Origin of the sequence: Streptomyces sp. NPDC052036, from assembly GCF_040680495.1 — a bacterium.
Lineage (GTDB): Bacteria > Actinomycetota > Actinomycetes > Streptomycetales > Streptomycetaceae > Streptomyces.
This window is the reverse complement of the sequence record NZ_JBFAWW010000010.1, coordinates 137,879-152,825: the sequence shown is the minus strand read 5'-3', so window position 1 is coordinate 152,825 and position 14,947 is coordinate 137,879. Positions and strand designations below refer to the sequence as shown.

Below are 14,947 nucleotides of genomic sequence, written 5' to 3'. Positions count from 1 at the left end.
GAGGCATGACCGCACCGCTGCACGAAGCCCATCCGAGCGGCCCTGGCAGCCGGGTCCCCGACACCCAGCAGGGCATGCGCCGCCGTAATCTGGCGCGCGTCATGCACACCGTGAGCGCCGAGGGGCCCCTCTCGCGCGCCGCGGTCGCCTCCCGGATCGGACTGACCCGGGCGGCGATCTCCACCCTGGTCGACGAACTGATCCGGTCGGGACTGCTCGAAGAGCTGGGGCCGGAGCGTCCCGGCCGGGTGGGGCGCCCGGGGTCCGCCCTGGCCGTCAGCGGCAGCGGTCCGGCGGGGATCGGTGCCGAGATCGGGGTGGACCACCTGGCGGTGTGTGCGGTGGATCTGCGCGGGGAGATACGGGCGAGGGCGGTGCGGCACGGAACGAACCGGGGCCGGCTCCCGCAGCCGGTACTCGGCGAACTGGCCGAACTGGTACGGCAGGTGGCCGCCGAGGCCGACAGGGAAGGGCTGTGGCCTGCGGGCCTGGCGGTCGCGGTGCCGGGCCTGGTCGCGAGCGACGCCCGGACCGTGGTCCGCGCCCCCAACCTCGACTGGCACGACGTCGACCTGGGCCGGTTGCTGCCGTCCGAACTGCCCTTGAGCGTGGACAACGAGGCCAACTTCGGTTCCCTCGCGGAACTCTGGCTGGGCGACGACACACCACGGGACTTCCTTCATGTCTCGGCGGAGATCGGCATCGGTGGTGCGGTCGTCGTGGACGGGCGGCTGCTGCGGGGCACCCGCGGTTTCGCGGGCGAACTGGGGCATGTGCCCGTACGCCCGGAGGGGCCCCGGTGCGCGTGTGGCGGGCGTGGCTGTCTGGAGCAGTACGCCGGCGAGGAAGCAGTGCTGCGTGCCGCCAGGCTGTCGCCGGGTGAGGACCGAGTGGAACTGCTGGCCGAACGCGCCGCGCAGGGTGACCCGGACGTACGCCGCGCCCTGCGCGGCGCCGGGACCGCGCTCGGCATCGCGCTGACCGGGGCAGTGAATCTGCTGGACCCGGGGGCCGTCGTGCTCGGCGGGGCACTGGCCGCGCTCGCGCCCTGGCTGCTGCCGTCCCTGGAACGGGAACTGGCGCGCCGCACGGCCGGCCCCGCGTGTACCGTGACCGTCTCTCGTCTGGGGTCCGAGGGACCGCTGCTCGGCGCCGCGCATTCGGTGGTCCGGGCGGTACTCGACGATCCGGTGGGAGTGGCCGGGAAGAGGTGAGGGAATCACCCGAGCCGCTACCGCCCGGAACCTCGGCCCGCTCGCCTTCCCTCCAACGGGTGGCGGAGATATCCACAGTTGTGCCGTTGTCCACCGCGGACACCGCGCCTCCGCTGCGCGACCACTTGGCACCGTAACGTGATGCACACACGACGCAGCCGTCGGGCGGCGGCTGCACGCCAGTGGAATCGGGGGGTTCAGATGACGGGCGAGACGGTTCACGTCCCTACCGGCGACGGCACGCACGGAAGTCGCGCTGTGCGGGACCACTGCTCGGCGCCGCGCGCGACCGGCCGCACACGTGGCGCGAAGCGAGATGGGCGAGATGGGCGAGATCCATTATCGGGTCGCGCGAAACGACAGCTATGCCGAGGCGTTGAGTACACGAAGCACGAGATCGATACATTTCGGAACTCTGGATATGAAAGGCGCTCTCTTCGTGGAACGAGCCGAGTCGCAGCAAACGAACTCATTCACCAGCAGACGGCGGTTGCTGAAGGGCGCGGCCCTGGCCGCCGTGCCCTACGTACTACTCCCCTCGGCTCCGGCCCGCGCCCGGCCCCGGTCCGTCGATCACCCCTTCGCCGACTGGTTCTCGGCGGCCTCCGCCAACTACACGGCCGCGGACCGGCCCGTGAGCCAGCCGCTGGATCGCATCGTCATCCATGTGACGCAGGCGACGTACACCAACACCCTGGGCATCTTCAAGAACCCGAGGAAGAAAGTGTCCGCGCACTACGTCGTCCGCTCGGCGGACGGGCACATCGCGCAGTGCGTCCGCGAGCACGACATCGCCTGGCACGCGGGAAATTGGGAGTACAACACACGCAGCGTCGGCATCGAGCACGAAGGGTGGGTGGAACAGCCCGGCTACTTTACGAACGCCTTGTACGAGGAGTCCGCGAGACTCACGGCGGCCATCTGCACGCGGTATGGCATCCCGAGGGACAGGGCCCACATCATCGGCCACTACGAGGTCCCCGGAACGGACCACACGGATCCTGGACCGAACTGGGACTGGACGCGCTACATGAGACTCGTGAACCTCGCCTGAACCGCAAGCAGCGCCGTGGGACTTCAGGGCGCAGGGACACGGGTCCGGGTCCGGGGGGGCTCCCCCGGCCTCGTTTGGGCGGAAGCCTGTCGAGACGGTTGTCGGCGACCCCGTCGGGAGTGACGATGTCCCCGACCCCATCGACGTCCCGGGAGGCCGCATTGACCGATCCGTGGGTGGCGCTGGAGCCGGGAACCGATCCCGTCGAGCGGGTACGGGAGTTGCGTCGCGCACACGAGACGTTCACGGCGGCGGGCACGGTCGCGCGGAAGGTGCGCCCTGTGGTCGCCGACTCATGGCGGCGTTCTGCTCGGGCGGGCGTGGGACCGGACGGCACCGCACCCGTGGAACTGATGGACGGCGACCTCGGCTCCTACCGGGCGGAGCACCCGCTGGCACCTGTGATGCCGCTGATCCGCGAACTGATGGGCCCGTTCGCATCGGACGGCGAACACCTGCTGGCGGTGTGCGACGCACAGGGCAGGCTGCTCTGGGTCGAGGGCGACCCGGCGACACGGCGGCGGGCGGACCGCATGAACTTCGTGCCGGGAGCGCGCTGGGCGGAGTCGGCGGTCGGGACGAACGCGCCGGGGACGGCCGTCGCGGTGGACCGGCCGGTGCAGGTGTTCGCGGCCGAGCACTTCATCCGACGGGTCCAGCCCTGGACCTGCGCGGCGGCGCCGGTGCACGATCCGCGCACCGGGCGGGTGCTCGGCGCGCTGGACATCACCGGTGGGGACGGGCTCGCGCACCCGCACAGCCTGGGCTTCGTCCAGGCGGTGGCGCGGGCCGCCGAGTCCCAGCTGGCACTGCTGGCGCCGACCGAGGCACCGGCGGACATGGTGGAGCTGACCGCGCTCGGCCGCGATGAGGCGCGACTGCGCACACGCGGCCGGCAGATCCGGCTCAGTCGCCGCCACAGTGAGATCGTGGTGCTGCTGGCCCGGCATCCGGAGGGACTGAGCGGGGACGAGCTGTTGTGCGCACTGTACGAGGACGAGTCGGTGACACCGGTGACGCTCCGCGCCGAGCTGGCACGGCTGCGCCGGATACTCGGGCCCGGGCTGCTGGCCTCACGTCCCTATCGGCTGACGGCTCCGGTCGAGTCCGATGTCGCGGTCATGGAGCGCCGGTTGGCGGCGGGCGCGCTCGCGGAGGCCGCGGGCGCCTACCCGGGACCGTTGTTGCCGGGTTCGCTCGCACCGGCGGTGGCGCTGCTGCGGCGCAGGCTGGCCGACGGGCTGCGGACGGCGCTCATCGCCCGCCGCGACCCCGACCTGCTGGCCGGCTGGGCGCACGCACCGTGGGGGGAGGACGACCTCGACGCCTGGCGGGCGCTCGCGGCGGTTCGGCCTACAGCGGCGGTACGGGCGCGCCTCGACGAGCTGGAGTCGGAGTTGGCGGCACCGGTGGGCTGGGCACGTCCGGCGGCACCTCGCTGAGGCGCTGGGCGGCCGCGCACCGTGCGGCAGGCCTCGCGCCCGCACACGCGACGGCCGCGGCCGGGACGCAACGTGCTCGCAACGTGCGCGTGCCTAACCTCGCGCCGAGAGCTGCCCAACGGCGGGCAGCGCTTTCCCGGGAGGCAGACCCGTATGACCCGTTACGCAGCGCCCGGCACCGAGGGTGCGATCGTCTCCTACCAGGCGCGGTACGACCACTTCATCGGCGGTGAGTACGTGCCGCCGGCCCGCGGCCAGTACTTCGAGAATCCGACTCCGGTCAACGGGCAGCCGTTCACGGAGATTGCTCGGGGGACCGTCGAGGACGTGGAGCGCGCGCTCGACGCGGCGCACGCCGCCGCGCCCGCCTGGGGCCGTACGTCGGCGACCGAGCGCTCCGACATCCTCCGGAAGATCGCCGACCGGATGGAGGCCAATCTGGAGAAGCTCGCGGTCGCCGAGAGCTGGGAGAACGGCAAGCCCGTACGGGAGACCCTGGCCGCGGACATCCCGCTGGCCATCGACCACTTCCGCTACTTCGCGGGCGCCATCCGGGCCCAGGAGGGTTCGCTGGGCGAGCTCGACGACGACACGGTGGCGTACCACTTCCACGAGCCGCTCGGCGTGGTCGCGCAGATCATCCCCTGGAACTTCCCCATTCTCATGGCCACTTGGAAGCTCGCGCCGGCCCTGGCGGCCGGCAACGCGGTCGTCCTCAAGCCGGCCGAGCAGACCCCGGCGTCCATCCACTACTGGCTGAGCCTGGTCGCCGACCTGCTGCCTCCGGGTGTGGTGAACATCGTGAACGGCTTCGGCGTCGAGGCGGGCAAGCCGCTGGCCTCCAGCCCGCGCGTCGCCAAGGTCGCGTTCACCGGCGAGACCACGACGGGGCGGCTCATCATGCAGTACGCCTCCGAGAACATCACCCCGGTGACCCTGGAGCTCGGCGGCAAGTCCCCGAACATCTTCTTCGAGGACATCTGGTCGGCGAACGACGACTTCCGCGACAAGGCGCTGGAAGGCTTCACGATGTTCGCGTTGAACCAGGGCGAGGTCTGTACGTGCCCGTCGCGGGCGCTGGTCCAGCGGGGCCACTACGCCGAGTTCATGGAGGCGGCCGTCGCCCGCACGGAGCTGATCAAGACCGGGCACCCGCTGGACACGGAGACGATGATCGGCGCGCAGGCGTCGAACGACCAGCTGGAGAAGATCCTCTCGTATCTGGACATCGGCCGGCAGGAGGGCGCGAAAGTCCTCACGGGCGGCGAACGCATCGAGCACGACGGCGAGTTGAAGGGCGGGTACTACGTCCAGCCGACGATCTTCGAGGGCGACAACCGGATGCGGATCTTCCAGGAGGAGATCTTCGGCCCGGTGGTGTCGGTGACGTCGTTCCACGACTTCGACGACGCCATCAAGATTGCCAACGACACGCTCTACGGGCTCGGGGCGGGCGTCTGGACGCGGGACGTCAACACCGCGTACCGCGCGGGCCGCGCCATCCAGGCAGGCCGGGTGTGGACCAACTGCTACCACGCGTACCCGGCACACGCCGCGTTCGGCGGCTACAAGGGCTCGGGCATCGGCCGCGAGACCCACAAGATGATGCTGGAGCACTACCAGCAGACGAAGAACCTCCTCGTGTCGTACTCGCCGAAGAAGCTGGGCTTCTTCTAGACACAGAAAAAGGGCGCCTGACCAGGGCAGATGCCCGGCAGGCGCCCTTCTCGGCGCACATCTGACCAGCGAGTCGAAACACGCCCTTACCCCCGCCGTCGTCGTTGACCAGGCTGAGCACAGGCGTGCCTTCCCGACCGGTGCTGCGAACACTGGCCTACCCGATGACCATCAGTCGATCACTCGGGAAGGTACGCCCTTCGCGTGCACCCGAGCTCGATCCACAGGTCTTGAGCATGGCTAGGCACCGGCCCCGGGGAACTCCAGCACCGGCAACATGGCCCTCTACCAGAACGGCACTCTGATCGGGACCGCCACCGACCTCAGCCCCCAGTACGACTCCTCCATGCCCCTGACCATCGGCGGCTGCGTCAACGCTGCCTCTGCCACGGCCCCTTACCTGGCATTCCCCGGCTCCGTCGCCGACGTCCATGTCTACCCGCGCACGCTGTCGGCGACCGAGGTCGGCTCTCTGCACTGAACCACCGCTGGTCACTCAGCGTTCCTGCGGTAGCGCTTTGAATGGACCGAGCCTTGCGCGCGACCACTGCGAGGTTAGGGTCGAGTGGTGATCACCCTCCGCGAGCCCGCCTTCTTCACCCGCCTGCGCGAAGCGCGCCGGGTCCTCGTCGCCGGTGCGGGCGGTGGCTTCGACGTCTACGCGGGGCTGCCCCTGGCCCTCGCGCTGCGGTCGGCCGGTGCCGATGTCCACCTGGCCAGCCTGTCCTTTTCCGACCTGTACGCCCTGGACCTGGACTCGTGGGTCGCGGAAGACGTCGCCGCCGTCCGCCCAGACACTCAGCTGCATGGCGACTACTTCCCCGAGCGCTCTCTCGCCCGCTGGCTCCACTCGCAGGAACTGCCCGACACTGTGTATGCCTTTCCCCGCACGGGTGTCCAGCCGTTGCGTGCCGCCTACCGGGCACTGCTCGAGCACGTCGGCGGGGCGGATGCGGTCGTGCTGGTGGACGGCGGGACCGACATCCTGATGCATGGGGACGAACACGGGCTCGGCACTCCGGAGGAGGACATGGCCAGCCTGGCAGCCGTCGCCGGGCTGGACGAAGTCCCGCACCGGCTCGTGGCCTGTGTGGGCTTCGGTGTGGACGCCTATCACGGCGTGAACCATTCTTTGGTACTGGAGAATCTGGCCGGCTTGGACCGGGCTGGAGGCTATCTGGGTGCGTTCTCGCTTCCCCGCGAAAGCCTTGAGGGTGCCGCCTACCTCGACGCGGTGGCCCACGCCCACCGCTGCCATGCGAGTCATCCGAGCATCGTGCACGGATCCGTCGCTGCCGCCGTCCGGGGGGAGTTCGGCGACGTACGGTTCACCGAGCGCACCCGTGGCAGCGAACTGTTCGTCAACCCGCTGATGGCTCTGTACTTCTGCGTAGACCTGCCCGTCCTGGCGCGCGCGAACCTCTATCTGGACCGGCTGGAGGGCACGGTTTTGATGCGCCAGATCAGCTCGGCCATCTCCAGCTTCCGCGAGGAGCTGCCCCGGCAGCGACCACCCCGAGCCTTCCCGCACTGAGCCCGGCAGCAGCACGAAGGCTTCTGTGCCGACGAGCGAGGTCCCGACCCTCTCCCTCAACCAGGCCACGCTGTCACTCGCCGCATGAAGCCCGGTGTCCGCTCCCGAGGATCAACCTCCACGTCCCGATCCGTCCCAAGTCAGCACGGTCGCCGAGCACATGAGCCCGTCCACGGCGGAGATCCGGTGGGCGCGTGACCTGCTGGATTCATCAACAGCCGGTGTGAGCGCACACAACAGCCACGTGATCGACGAACCCGTCCTGCGACGCGCGCGACAGATCGTGGACAGGGCTGAGGAATACGAAATGCCTCTTGAGGCGCCTCACCCGGGATGGCCATACCGTTTGCATTCCCTGAGTGCTGTTACTCCGCTTCCGGCCGTGGGCGCCATGTGCCGTCGAGCGGAATGCCGGCGGCCGCCGCGATCCGGTTGCGTGATGCGACCAGTCGGGTCCTCAACGCCGGGAGGTCCACGTCCACCAGTACGCCGTCGCGTTTGACCACGCGGCCGGCGACGAGGACTGTGTCCACCAGGCCGGGGTGGCCGGCGCTGACGATAGTGGCGGCCGGGTCGGTGACCGGGAACACGGTCAGGTCGTCGGCGCGCAGAAGGATGATGTCGGCGTCCTTGCCGGGCGTGAGGCTGCCCGTTCGGGCGTCGAGCCCGCACGACTGGGCGGCGTCGACGGTGGCGAACTCCAGCAGGTCCCGGGAGCGCAGGCCGCCGTCCAGGCCACGCTGCACGGCGAAAGCGGTACGCATCGTGGAGAACATGTCGCCGCCGACCGACGGGACGTCGTCGATGGACAGGGTCGGGCGCAGGCCCGCGGCGAGCACCCGGCCTGTCATCGGCCAGCCGAACCCCATCTTCAGCTCGACGTCCGGGCTGATGGACACCGAGCTGCCCGCGTCGGCGAGCATCCGCAGCTCTTCGTCGATGATCCCGTTGGCGTGCACGAACGTGGTGGTGTCCCGCAGCAGACCGTGCTCGCGCAACTCGGCGACCGGGCGCCGCGTCCCGCCGGCATCGATGTGCAGGCTGGTGCGCAGGCCGAGTTCGGCCGCCAGCTTCAGCTCCCGGGCGACGGTGTCCATGCTGGTGGCCTCGGGCCCGCGCAGCCCGAGCGCCATGGTGACCAGGCCGTCCCCGGCCAGGTCGGCGCGGACGCGGCGGATGGCGGCGTCGACGGGGTCGGGGGTGCCCCATCCGGCGCCGAGGCAGAAGATCGACCGCCCCGGCGCTTCCCGCAGCGCCGCGACGGCGGCGTCCTCGTGCTCGCGGCTCTGCGCGACGTGGTACCAGTCCAGCATCGTGGTCACGCCGGAGTGCAGGGCCTCCAGGCGGCCGAGCAGGGTGCCTGCGTAGACGTCCTCGGGCTGGTAGTGGGGCTTGACCGTGCCGTGCATGGCCACCGCCCACTCGGGGAATGTCCAGTCCGCGCCGACGCCTCGGAACGCGGTCTGCCAGGTGTGGCGGTGGTTGTCGACAAAGCCGGGCATGACGATCCGGTCGGTCGCGTCGATCACCTCGGCGTCCGGCGCGTCGATCCGTTCGGCCACCTCGACGATCACACCGTCTTCGATGAGCACATCACCGAGGTCGAGATCTCCGACAGACGGGTCCATGCTGACCACGGTGCCGCCGGTGAGCAGGGTCTTCATCGGGTGAACTCCTTCACAGACGCTTTCAGATTGTTCAAGATCATGTTGTGGCGACCCGCCGCGGCTCTGCTCGCGGCCGCGCAGATCAGCCGTGGTCGGTCAGGGCCTTCTGCCGCAGGTAGCCGACGAGGGAGAGGGCCAGCGCCCGATGCACCTCTTCATTGAGCAGTTGGACTCCCAGGGGCCGGTTGTGTCGAGAACCGCGCCGGTCATATGTGTGCACACGGGTGGATGGCGTCGCCGCACCGTGCGGCCCGCGCTCTCTCGGGGGTTCAGGCACTCGCCGCCGTGGTGTGTACCGCGTCGGCCGCGGCCAGCGCGTCGGCGACCAGGTCGGCCGTGTCCTCCGTGCCCGCGGCCAGCCGAACCAGGCCCAGCGGAGCCGACTCCGCGATCTGTTCCTCGCTGAGCATCCCGCGCCACATGGACGCCGGATGTACAGCCAGCGATTCCACGCCGCCGAGGCTGGCCGACCGGCGGGGGTAGCGCAGCCGGCCGAGGAACGCGTCGGCCACCTCGAAACCACCGGCGAACTCGATGCCGAGCACCCCGCCGAAACCGCTCATCTGGCCGACGGCCAGCTTGTGCTGCGGGTGGGACGCCAGACCGGGATAGTGCACCTTCGCCACGGCTGGATGCCCGTTCAACGCCTCTGCGAGCGCCTGGCCGTTGGCGTTGTGCCGCGGCACTCGCAGTGGCAGGGTGCGCATGCCGCGCAGCAGCAGCCATGCGTCGATGGGGCCGAGGGTGGCACCGGTGAGCAGGCCGACGTCCCAGATCCGGTTCAGGAGCTCGGCCGGCCCGGCCAGCACTCCGGCGGAGACGTCGGAGTGGCCGTTGAGGTACTTGGTCGCGCTGTGCCAGACCAGGTCGATGCCGAGGTCCGCCGGACGCTGGTTCAGCGGAGTGGCGAAGGTGTTGTCCGCCATGGTCGGCACGTCGAGCGCACGGGCCAGCTCCGCGACGGCGCGCAGGTCCGTGATCTGCAGCAGCGGATTGCTCGGCGACTCCACCAAGATCAGGCGGGTCTGTGGGGTCAGCGCCTTCGCGAACGCCTCCGGGTCGGTCTGGTCCACCAAGGTGGTCGACACACCGAGGCGCGGCAACAGGTTCAGCAGCACCGAGCCCGTGCCCCCATAGGTGGACTTCTGCCCGATGACGTGGTCACCGGCGGACACCAGCGCCAGCACAGCGGTGGTGAGCGCGGCCATCCCGGACGCGGTGACCATGGCCGCCTCGGTGCCCTCCAGCTCCGCGACGACGGCCGCGACCTGTGCGTGGTTCGGGTTGCCGAAGCGGGTGTAGAAGTCCTTGCCCCGCGGGTCGACGGCGACCTGCGCGAACGTCTCCTCGTCCTCGGCCCAGAACGTCGCCGTTTGATAGATGGGCGGTGCCACGGCGCGGCTGGGATGGACTTCGCGATCGGCGTGAACGGTAATGGTGCTGTTGCCCGTCATGGCTGCCCTTCCGTGGACCGTCGGTCTGACGTCATGAAGCGTGACCGACTATCGCTCCGATGTGGGCGAGTCCCGGCAACTTTGGCAGCAAGTTGCGCTCAGAGCAGGCACTGGATTGTGGTACTCAATCCACAAGAGCAATAATCTGCCACCATGGACGAGGTAGACCAGTCGATTCTGGCCGTGCTCGAACAGCACGGTCGCATCAGCAACGCCGAGCTCGCCGCCAGGGTCGGGCTGTCGCCGTCACCGTGCCTGCGGCGCGTGCGGCAACTGGAGGAAGCCGGAGTCATCCGCGGTTACCGGGCGCTGATCGATCCCGCCGCGGTCGGCCGCAGCCTGCGGGTGTTCGCCGGGGTGCGGCTGATGCGGCACACCCGCGCGGACGTGGTCGCGTTCGAGAGCGCGGTCACCCGGCTGTCCGAGGTGGTCCACAGCCACCACATCACAGGCAACTTCGACTATCTGCTCCAGGTCGAGGTCGCCGACCTGCCCGCCTACGAGGACTTCCACGCCAACCAGCTGGCCAGCCTGCCCGGCGTGGCCACGGTGACCAGCTACGTCACCATGAAGACGCTCTCCGCCGACACCCCATGACCGTCCCGTCCCGGCCCCGGTGGTCCGGCACATGGACGCCGCACAGCTGTTCGCCCCAGCAACTGCTGCCGGAGCGCGGCCGGTGGGGCGGCCAAAGAGGGATGGTGCCGCGGATGCAGATGACGGCGGCGCCGCTGACCCAGGCGGTGCCGTCCGCAGCGGCCGCGATCTCGATGCTTGCGGCCCGTCCCAGCCTCGCGCCCTGGGAGACCCGGTGGGCGGAGGGTGCGGCGCCGGTGGAGGTGAGCCACTGCCCGACGGCGGCGTTCAGACATGAACCGGATGGTCCGCGTTCGGGACTGCCGCGAGCACGTCGACTACGTCAGCAGGCAGGCTCTCGGTCATTCCGTCACCGTATCTGACCAGCAACTTTTGACTTGACCGTGCCAGCCAATCGCCGATCGGCCAGCCATAGTAGGCGGTGTAGCTGAAGGTGAGATCGCGCGGCAGGCAGTGAGAGCGCGTTTCTCGATGATCCGGTAGTCGGGGGTGGGCAGAGAGCCACAGACCCACGAGCCCCTGGCCCTGGCCCTGGCCCTGGCCCTGGCCTTTGGCAGCGTAGAACCCTTGGAAGCGGCCCTGCCCACGCAGACGTGAACGGGCACGCGCCATCGCCGCGGGCCGCCGCCCTGGTTTCCTCGGCCGCCCAGCTGCCGCGCTGGCTGCCGCCGCCCATGGACCAGGTTCGCCCGCGCAGTCCCCGACGCCGCCCCGCCGCCCAGTGCCGCAGACGCAGTGGGGCCGTCGCCCCGGCGAGGACCCCGTCATCGGCAGCCCGATACATTCCGCGTGAAGGAGTAGCGCCTCCAGGGGGGCAGGCCGAAGCATCCAAATGGACTCGAGTGATGCCATATCGACTGAAGACGGGTCTTCACAGCAGGGCCAGATCCGTCCGTCAAAGCGGAGCTAGCTCAGCGGGAACCTTCGGCCGGTTGCCGGACACGTGTAGAGCATGGAACTGAACGACGCTGGTCCCGCCGTACCGGTCGGAGGGATATCTGACCGAGAGCTGTGGGCGAGGGCCGTCGGCGGCGACCGCGAGGCGTTCGGTCGGATCTTCGACCGTCATGGGAAGACCGTCTACAACCACCTGTTCCGGCGCACGGCCGACTGGTCCGAAGCTGAAGACCTCACGTCGACCGTGTTCTTGCACGCCTGGCGTCGGCGATCGGAGACGGTGTTGGACCGCGACTCGGCCTTGCCGTGGCTGCTGGGCATCGCCGACCGCCTGCTGTCGAACACCAGGCGGCGACTGAGGCGGGCCGAGGCGTTGCTGCGCCGGCTCGTCTCGCATGACGAGCCGGTGGGCGACCACGCGGACCGCGTCGTCGGCCTGGTCGACGACGAGCGTCGCATGTCGGAAATCCACCGGGCGCTGGCTCGGCTGCCGCGCCACGAACGCGACGTCGTCGAGCTCTGCGTGTGGTCGGGCCTGGATCAGCAGGCGGCTGCGGCAACGCTAGGGGTGGCGGTCGGAACCGTGAAGTCCAGACTGCACCGGGCGCGGCGGAGGCTGGGGGCCGACCTCGTTGACGGAGCAGCGACTCCGGCGTCATTCAGTTCGAAGAATCCCGTCAACGCGGAAGAGGTCGCACGATGAATCACACGCAGGGCATTCCTGCGGCTCCTTCCGATCGTGATCTGCCGAACCACCGGCGGACCCGAGAGGAGCTACTGATGAAGATCGGCCCAGAGAACAACCGTGCTTCGCTGCGACGCAGGTGGGGAGTGCCGCTAGGCGTCGCCACCGGCGTTGCGGCGATGAGCGTCGCGGCCGTGGCCGTCAGGGGGATAGGGGATGCCAAGCCGCTTCTCGCCGACCCCGCCGGAAACCCGACGAGCGCCGCCGCGTCACCGAGTCCGAGCACAACGCACGGCTCCACGTCGGCCGGAGCCGGCTCGGCGTCGTCCTCGGCTCGCGCGAGTTCCGCCCCGGACGCATTCTCCATCACCAGCGGGACGACGACCCCGATCGACGCCGGGACCGCCGTCAAGATCCTGGCCTCCTGCCTGGGCTCGGATGCATCGCGATTCCACGCGGTGGTCGCGGTCCGCGCACCCATCGCCTCGCAGGACTGGGACGGCGTGGTCATCGCCGTCGACTCCGCCGATCAGTACGTGCAATGCGAGTCAAAGGGCGACAAGGGCAACAGTCAGGACTCCCCGCCCACGTTCATCAACAATCGCCTGTGGGGCACCGGTCACATGATCGAGTACTTCGACTCCATCCGCGAGCCCTCCGGCAAGAGGCAGTACCTCATGCTGGGCGCCGGGCACTACACATCCGACATCGCCAAGATCACCATCAGCTACGGCGACAACCCGAAGCAGTACCCGACGGTCATGGCAGGCGGCGCGTTCGTCTACGCGGCGGCTCTCTCCACCGACGACCCCGGCCCGCACTATGGCGGCCCCAGCCCCTACGTCCATGCCTACAACGCATCCGGCGCGGAGATTTACAACCAGAAGAAGGACCCGCAGTTCACCGACAAGCAGTAAATCGGCCTTTCGACCGACCTCATTGCTGCCCCGGCGATGTGCCCGGGACTGCCCCCTGAGTGGTGTTTCATCGTGAAAGCTGCAGGTCAAGTGGGCTGTGTGCGTGGGCTTGGGGATACTCGGGCTGGTCACGGGCGGATGACTCTCGTGAAGATCGTCGGTCAGGTCAGCGAGCGACTTCGCAGTTCGTCAGGACCAGCAGGGCCCGCACCAGCGCGGTCGCCCGCTTCAGGCCGGTACGCGCCTTTCCGAGCACGCGCCAGTTCTTCAGGTGCGCGAAGCCGTGCTCGACCGGGGCCCGGACCGCGACCAGCTCCTTGTTGGACAGTTTCTGGCCGCGGGTCAGGGGCCGGTTCCGGGCGGCCTTGTAGCCGGTGATCACCGCCGGGTCGGCGTCCGGGCCGCTGTTGGTCGGCTCATGGCAGCCTCGTCGCGTTCGGCGGCACGTCGCATGGGAACCTGCAACGTCCAGCCCATCTGGTGCTCAGGTCTCGCGTTCCCCTTCCAGTTCGCGGATCCGATCCTTTGCCGCGCGGCGGCCAACTCGGCCTCCAGCAGCGCAAAGGGCTGCACCAGAGCCTGCGCCCGTCGTCCCCGTGGACGGCTCGCTCCGGCCGCACGTATCCAGTTGCGCAGCGTCTCCGCGTTGACCCCCAGATCAGCAGCGGCCTGCTTGACCGTCACCAGCACGACCGCATGCGCCTTGAACTCGGCGGGGTAGTGCTTCATGACCACGAGGTCTGTCCGTGCTCAGATCCTCAAGATCCATATCTTGAGGATCTGATATCAGAACGCAAGGCCCCCTCACACCCCGCGCGCGGCAGCACCCCGAGTTCGCGGCATGACCCGCCGGACACTCAGCGACATGTTCAAAGCCGCGTTTTGGCTTTTTGCAAGCACTGAGCCCGTCACCAGTAGTGGCGTCGCCCTGCGACTGCGTGTCCCATCGCGCCGACGATCCACAGGATCGCTCCGATGACTGCCAGGATGATCCCGATGGTCCACAGGATGGACAGGCCGGTGACGAAGCCGACGACAAGCAGAATGATGCCCAGGATGATCATGATGCATTCCCTTGGGAGTAGCGCCTATTCATTGCTTTGCGAAGAAAGCCTTGGAGGGAAGAGGAAATTGTGATGTTCGACTTCCCGTATCGGTAGCTCAGGGCCATGTCCAGCTCCCATCGGTTTCCTCGGATCTATTGCGTGCGGTGGGGTTTGTGGCGGGCAACGTACAAGTGGGCCTGGGTGGGCATGTGTGGGGCACCTGTGGACTGGTGTGCGGCGTGCAGCGGGCCTTCGCAAAGGGAGTGGAGGACTGCGGCGGGTCTTCCCTGAGGAGTGAGGGTGAGGCTGATGTCGGCATGAGGGCGGGTAGGTCGGCCGGTGATGCGGACATGTGCCTGCTGGACGCCGGGCAGGGCGCCGGCTTCGGAGGCGATCGCGTCGCTGAGCGCGCGGCTGCGTAGTTCGACGCTTTGCTGCTCGGGGCTGCCGCCGAGGGGGATCGTGCCGGGGTGACGACGCCGGGTCAGTTGGGCGAGCAACCATCCCAGGGCGAGCACGGTGATGAGAGTGAGGGCGGCGATGACTGCGGGCCACCACCAGCCCTGGCTGCTCCAGCGGGTCCGGTCTGCGGAGCTGAGCAGGATGGCGTCCGGGGTGGTCAGGGGCCAGCCGACGGGGGGTGCCAGGTCCTGCCTCCGGTAGAGGTCGAGCCCGGCGACGATGATCAGCAGGCCGCCGCCGAGAAGTATCACTCCGATGAGGGCCAGCAAGGCGCGGTTCAGGAGGTGTCGCGGCGTCATGG

The 14,947-nt window shown here is 69.2% G+C and carries 15 protein-coding genes and 1 pseudogene; 9 read left to right on the top strand and 7 right to left on the bottom strand.

Features of this window, described 5'->3' with window-relative positions; all coding sequences use genetic code 11:
- Positions 1 to 5 precede the first annotated feature (5 nt).
- From AB0L95_RS16850 to AB0L95_RS16825, 6 genes are all read left to right on the top strand, one after another.
- On the top strand, positions 6 to 1,214 hold the full coding sequence (locus AB0L95_RS16850; protein WP_365162423.1) for an ROK family transcriptional regulator: 1,209 nt from the start codon (positions 6 to 8) through the stop codon (positions 1,212 to 1,214).
- A gap of 439 nt (positions 1,215 to 1,653) precedes the next feature.
- A complete protein-coding gene (locus AB0L95_RS16845; RefSeq protein WP_365162422.1) occupies positions 1,654 to 2,268 on the top strand; it encodes an N-acetylmuramoyl-L-alanine amidase in 615 nt (204 codons plus the stop codon).
- A 161-nt stretch (positions 2,269 to 2,429) separates the two neighbouring features.
- On the top strand, positions 2,430 to 3,710 hold the full coding sequence (locus tag AB0L95_RS16840; RefSeq protein WP_365162421.1) for a GAF domain-containing protein: 1,281 nt from the start codon (positions 2,430 to 2,432) through the stop codon (positions 3,708 to 3,710).
- 153 nt (positions 3,711 to 3,863) lie between these two features.
- Complete coding sequence (locus AB0L95_RS16835; protein WP_365162420.1) at positions 3,864 to 5,387, top strand: aldehyde dehydrogenase family protein; 1,524 nt, start codon at positions 3,864 to 3,866, stop codon at positions 5,385 to 5,387.
- 277 nt (positions 5,388 to 5,664) lie between these two features.
- Positions 5,665 to 5,868: a LamG-like jellyroll fold domain-containing protein gene (locus AB0L95_RS16830; protein ID WP_365162419.1), complete on the top strand. Its 204-nt coding sequence runs from the start codon at positions 5,665 to 5,667 to the stop codon at positions 5,866 to 5,868.
- Positions 5,869 to 5,955: 87 nt separating this feature from the next.
- Complete coding sequence (locus AB0L95_RS16825; RefSeq protein ID WP_365162418.1) at positions 5,956 to 6,921, top strand: DUF1152 domain-containing protein; 966 nt, start codon at positions 5,956 to 5,958, stop codon at positions 6,919 to 6,921.
- Between the two features lie 365 nt (positions 6,922 to 7,286).
- On the opposite strand, the gene AB0L95_RS16820 is transcribed toward AB0L95_RS16825, so the two are convergent.
- The 3 genes from AB0L95_RS16820 to AB0L95_RS16810 form a co-directional block, all read right to left on the bottom strand.
- Entirely contained in the window at positions 7,287 to 8,585 is a 1,299-nt protein-coding gene (locus tag AB0L95_RS16820; protein WP_365162417.1) for an amidohydrolase family protein, read from the bottom strand.
- An 85-nt stretch (positions 8,586 to 8,670) separates the two neighbouring features.
- Complete coding sequence (locus AB0L95_RS16815; protein ID WP_365162416.1) at positions 8,671 to 8,808, bottom strand: hypothetical protein; 138 nt, start codon at positions 8,806 to 8,808, stop codon at positions 8,671 to 8,673.
- Between the two features lie 49 nt (positions 8,809 to 8,857).
- Complete coding sequence (locus tag AB0L95_RS16810; protein WP_365162415.1) at positions 8,858 to 10,042, bottom strand: aminotransferase class I/II-fold pyridoxal phosphate-dependent enzyme; 1,185 nt, start codon at positions 10,040 to 10,042, stop codon at positions 8,858 to 8,860.
- A gap of 153 nt (positions 10,043 to 10,195) precedes the next feature.
- Here AB0L95_RS16810 and AB0L95_RS16805 point away from each other — a divergent pair, with 153 nt between their 5' ends.
- The 3 genes from AB0L95_RS16805 to AB0L95_RS16795 all read left to right on the top strand — a co-directional run bounded on the left by AB0L95_RS16805 (position 10,196) and on the right by AB0L95_RS16795 (position 13,138).
- Positions 10,196 to 10,639, top strand: coding sequence for an Lrp/AsnC family transcriptional regulator (locus AB0L95_RS16805; RefSeq protein ID WP_365162414.1), 444 nt, complete (start codon positions 10,196 to 10,198; stop codon positions 10,637 to 10,639).
- 952 nt (positions 10,640 to 11,591) lie between these two features.
- Positions 11,592 to 12,239 carry an RNA polymerase sigma factor gene (locus AB0L95_RS16800; RefSeq protein ID WP_365162413.1) on the top strand — a complete coding sequence of 216 codons (648 nt, stop codon included), beginning with the start codon at positions 11,592 to 11,594 and terminating at the stop codon, positions 12,237 to 12,239.
- 77 nt (positions 12,240 to 12,316) lie between these two features.
- Positions 12,317 to 13,138 (top strand): hypothetical protein, encoded by an 822-nt coding sequence (locus tag AB0L95_RS16795; RefSeq protein ID WP_365162412.1) that lies wholly within the window; start codon positions 12,317 to 12,319, stop codon positions 13,136 to 13,138.
- Positions 13,139 to 13,304: 166 nt separating this feature from the next.
- Here the strand turns inward: AB0L95_RS16795 and AB0L95_RS16790 are convergent.
- The 4 genes and pseudogenes from AB0L95_RS16790 to AB0L95_RS16775 form a co-directional block, all read right to left on the bottom strand.
- A pseudogene (locus AB0L95_RS16790) lies at positions 13,305 to 13,541 on the bottom strand (transposase family protein); the annotation flags it as partial.
- Positions 13,517 to 13,867, bottom strand: coding sequence for a transposase (locus tag AB0L95_RS16785; protein ID WP_365162411.1), 351 nt, complete (start codon positions 13,865 to 13,867; stop codon positions 13,517 to 13,519). The gene AB0L95_RS16785 and the pseudogene AB0L95_RS16790, both read right to left, overlap by 25 nt.
- Positions 13,868 to 14,046: 179 nt before the next feature.
- Complete coding sequence (locus AB0L95_RS16780) at positions 14,047 to 14,202, bottom strand: DUF6131 family protein (RefSeq protein ID WP_365162410.1); 156 nt, start codon at positions 14,200 to 14,202, stop codon at positions 14,047 to 14,049.
- A 134-nt stretch (positions 14,203 to 14,336) separates the two neighbouring features.
- Complete coding sequence (locus tag AB0L95_RS16775) at positions 14,337 to 14,945, bottom strand: alkaline shock response membrane anchor protein AmaP (protein ID WP_365162409.1); 609 nt, start codon at positions 14,943 to 14,945, stop codon at positions 14,337 to 14,339.
- Positions 14,946 to 14,947: the final 2 nt, after the last annotated feature.

Bases quoted from the DNA above. Each gene is read 5' to 3' on its own strand.
- AB0L95_RS16775 (WP_365162409.1), bottom strand. From the start codon at position 14,945: ATGACGCCGCGACACCTCCTGAACCGCGCCTTGCTGGCCCTCATCGGA.
- AB0L95_RS16795 (WP_365162412.1), top strand. From the start codon at position 12,317: ATGAAGATCGGCCCAGAGAACAACCGTGCTTCGCTGCGACGCAGGTGG.
- AB0L95_RS16850 (WP_365162423.1), top strand. From the start codon at position 6: ATGACCGCACCGCTGCACGAAGCCCATCCGAGCGGCCCTGGCAGCCGG.
- AB0L95_RS16835 (WP_365162420.1), top strand. From the start codon at position 3,864: ATGACCCGTTACGCAGCGCCCGGCACCGAGGGTGCGATCGTCTCCTAC.
- AB0L95_RS16785 (WP_365162411.1), bottom strand. From the start codon at position 13,867: ATGAAGCACTACCCCGCCGAGTTCAAGGCGCATGCGGTCGTGCTGGTG.
- AB0L95_RS16820 (WP_365162417.1), bottom strand. From the start codon at position 8,585: ATGAAGACCCTGCTCACCGGCGGCACCGTGGTCAGCATGGACCCGTCT.
- AB0L95_RS16830 (WP_365162419.1), top strand. From the start codon at position 5,665: ATGGCCCTCTACCAGAACGGCACTCTGATCGGGACCGCCACCGACCTC.
- AB0L95_RS16800 (WP_365162413.1), top strand. From the start codon at position 11,592: ATGGAACTGAACGACGCTGGTCCCGCCGTACCGGTCGGAGGGATATCT.
- AB0L95_RS16810 (WP_365162415.1), bottom strand. From the start codon at position 10,042: ATGACGGGCAACAGCACCATTACCGTTCACGCCGATCGCGAAGTCCAT.
- AB0L95_RS16780 (WP_365162410.1), bottom strand. From the start codon at position 14,202: ATGATCATCCTGGGCATCATTCTGCTTGTCGTCGGCTTCGTCACCGGC.
- AB0L95_RS16805 (WP_365162414.1), top strand. From the start codon at position 10,196: ATGGACGAGGTAGACCAGTCGATTCTGGCCGTGCTCGAACAGCACGGT.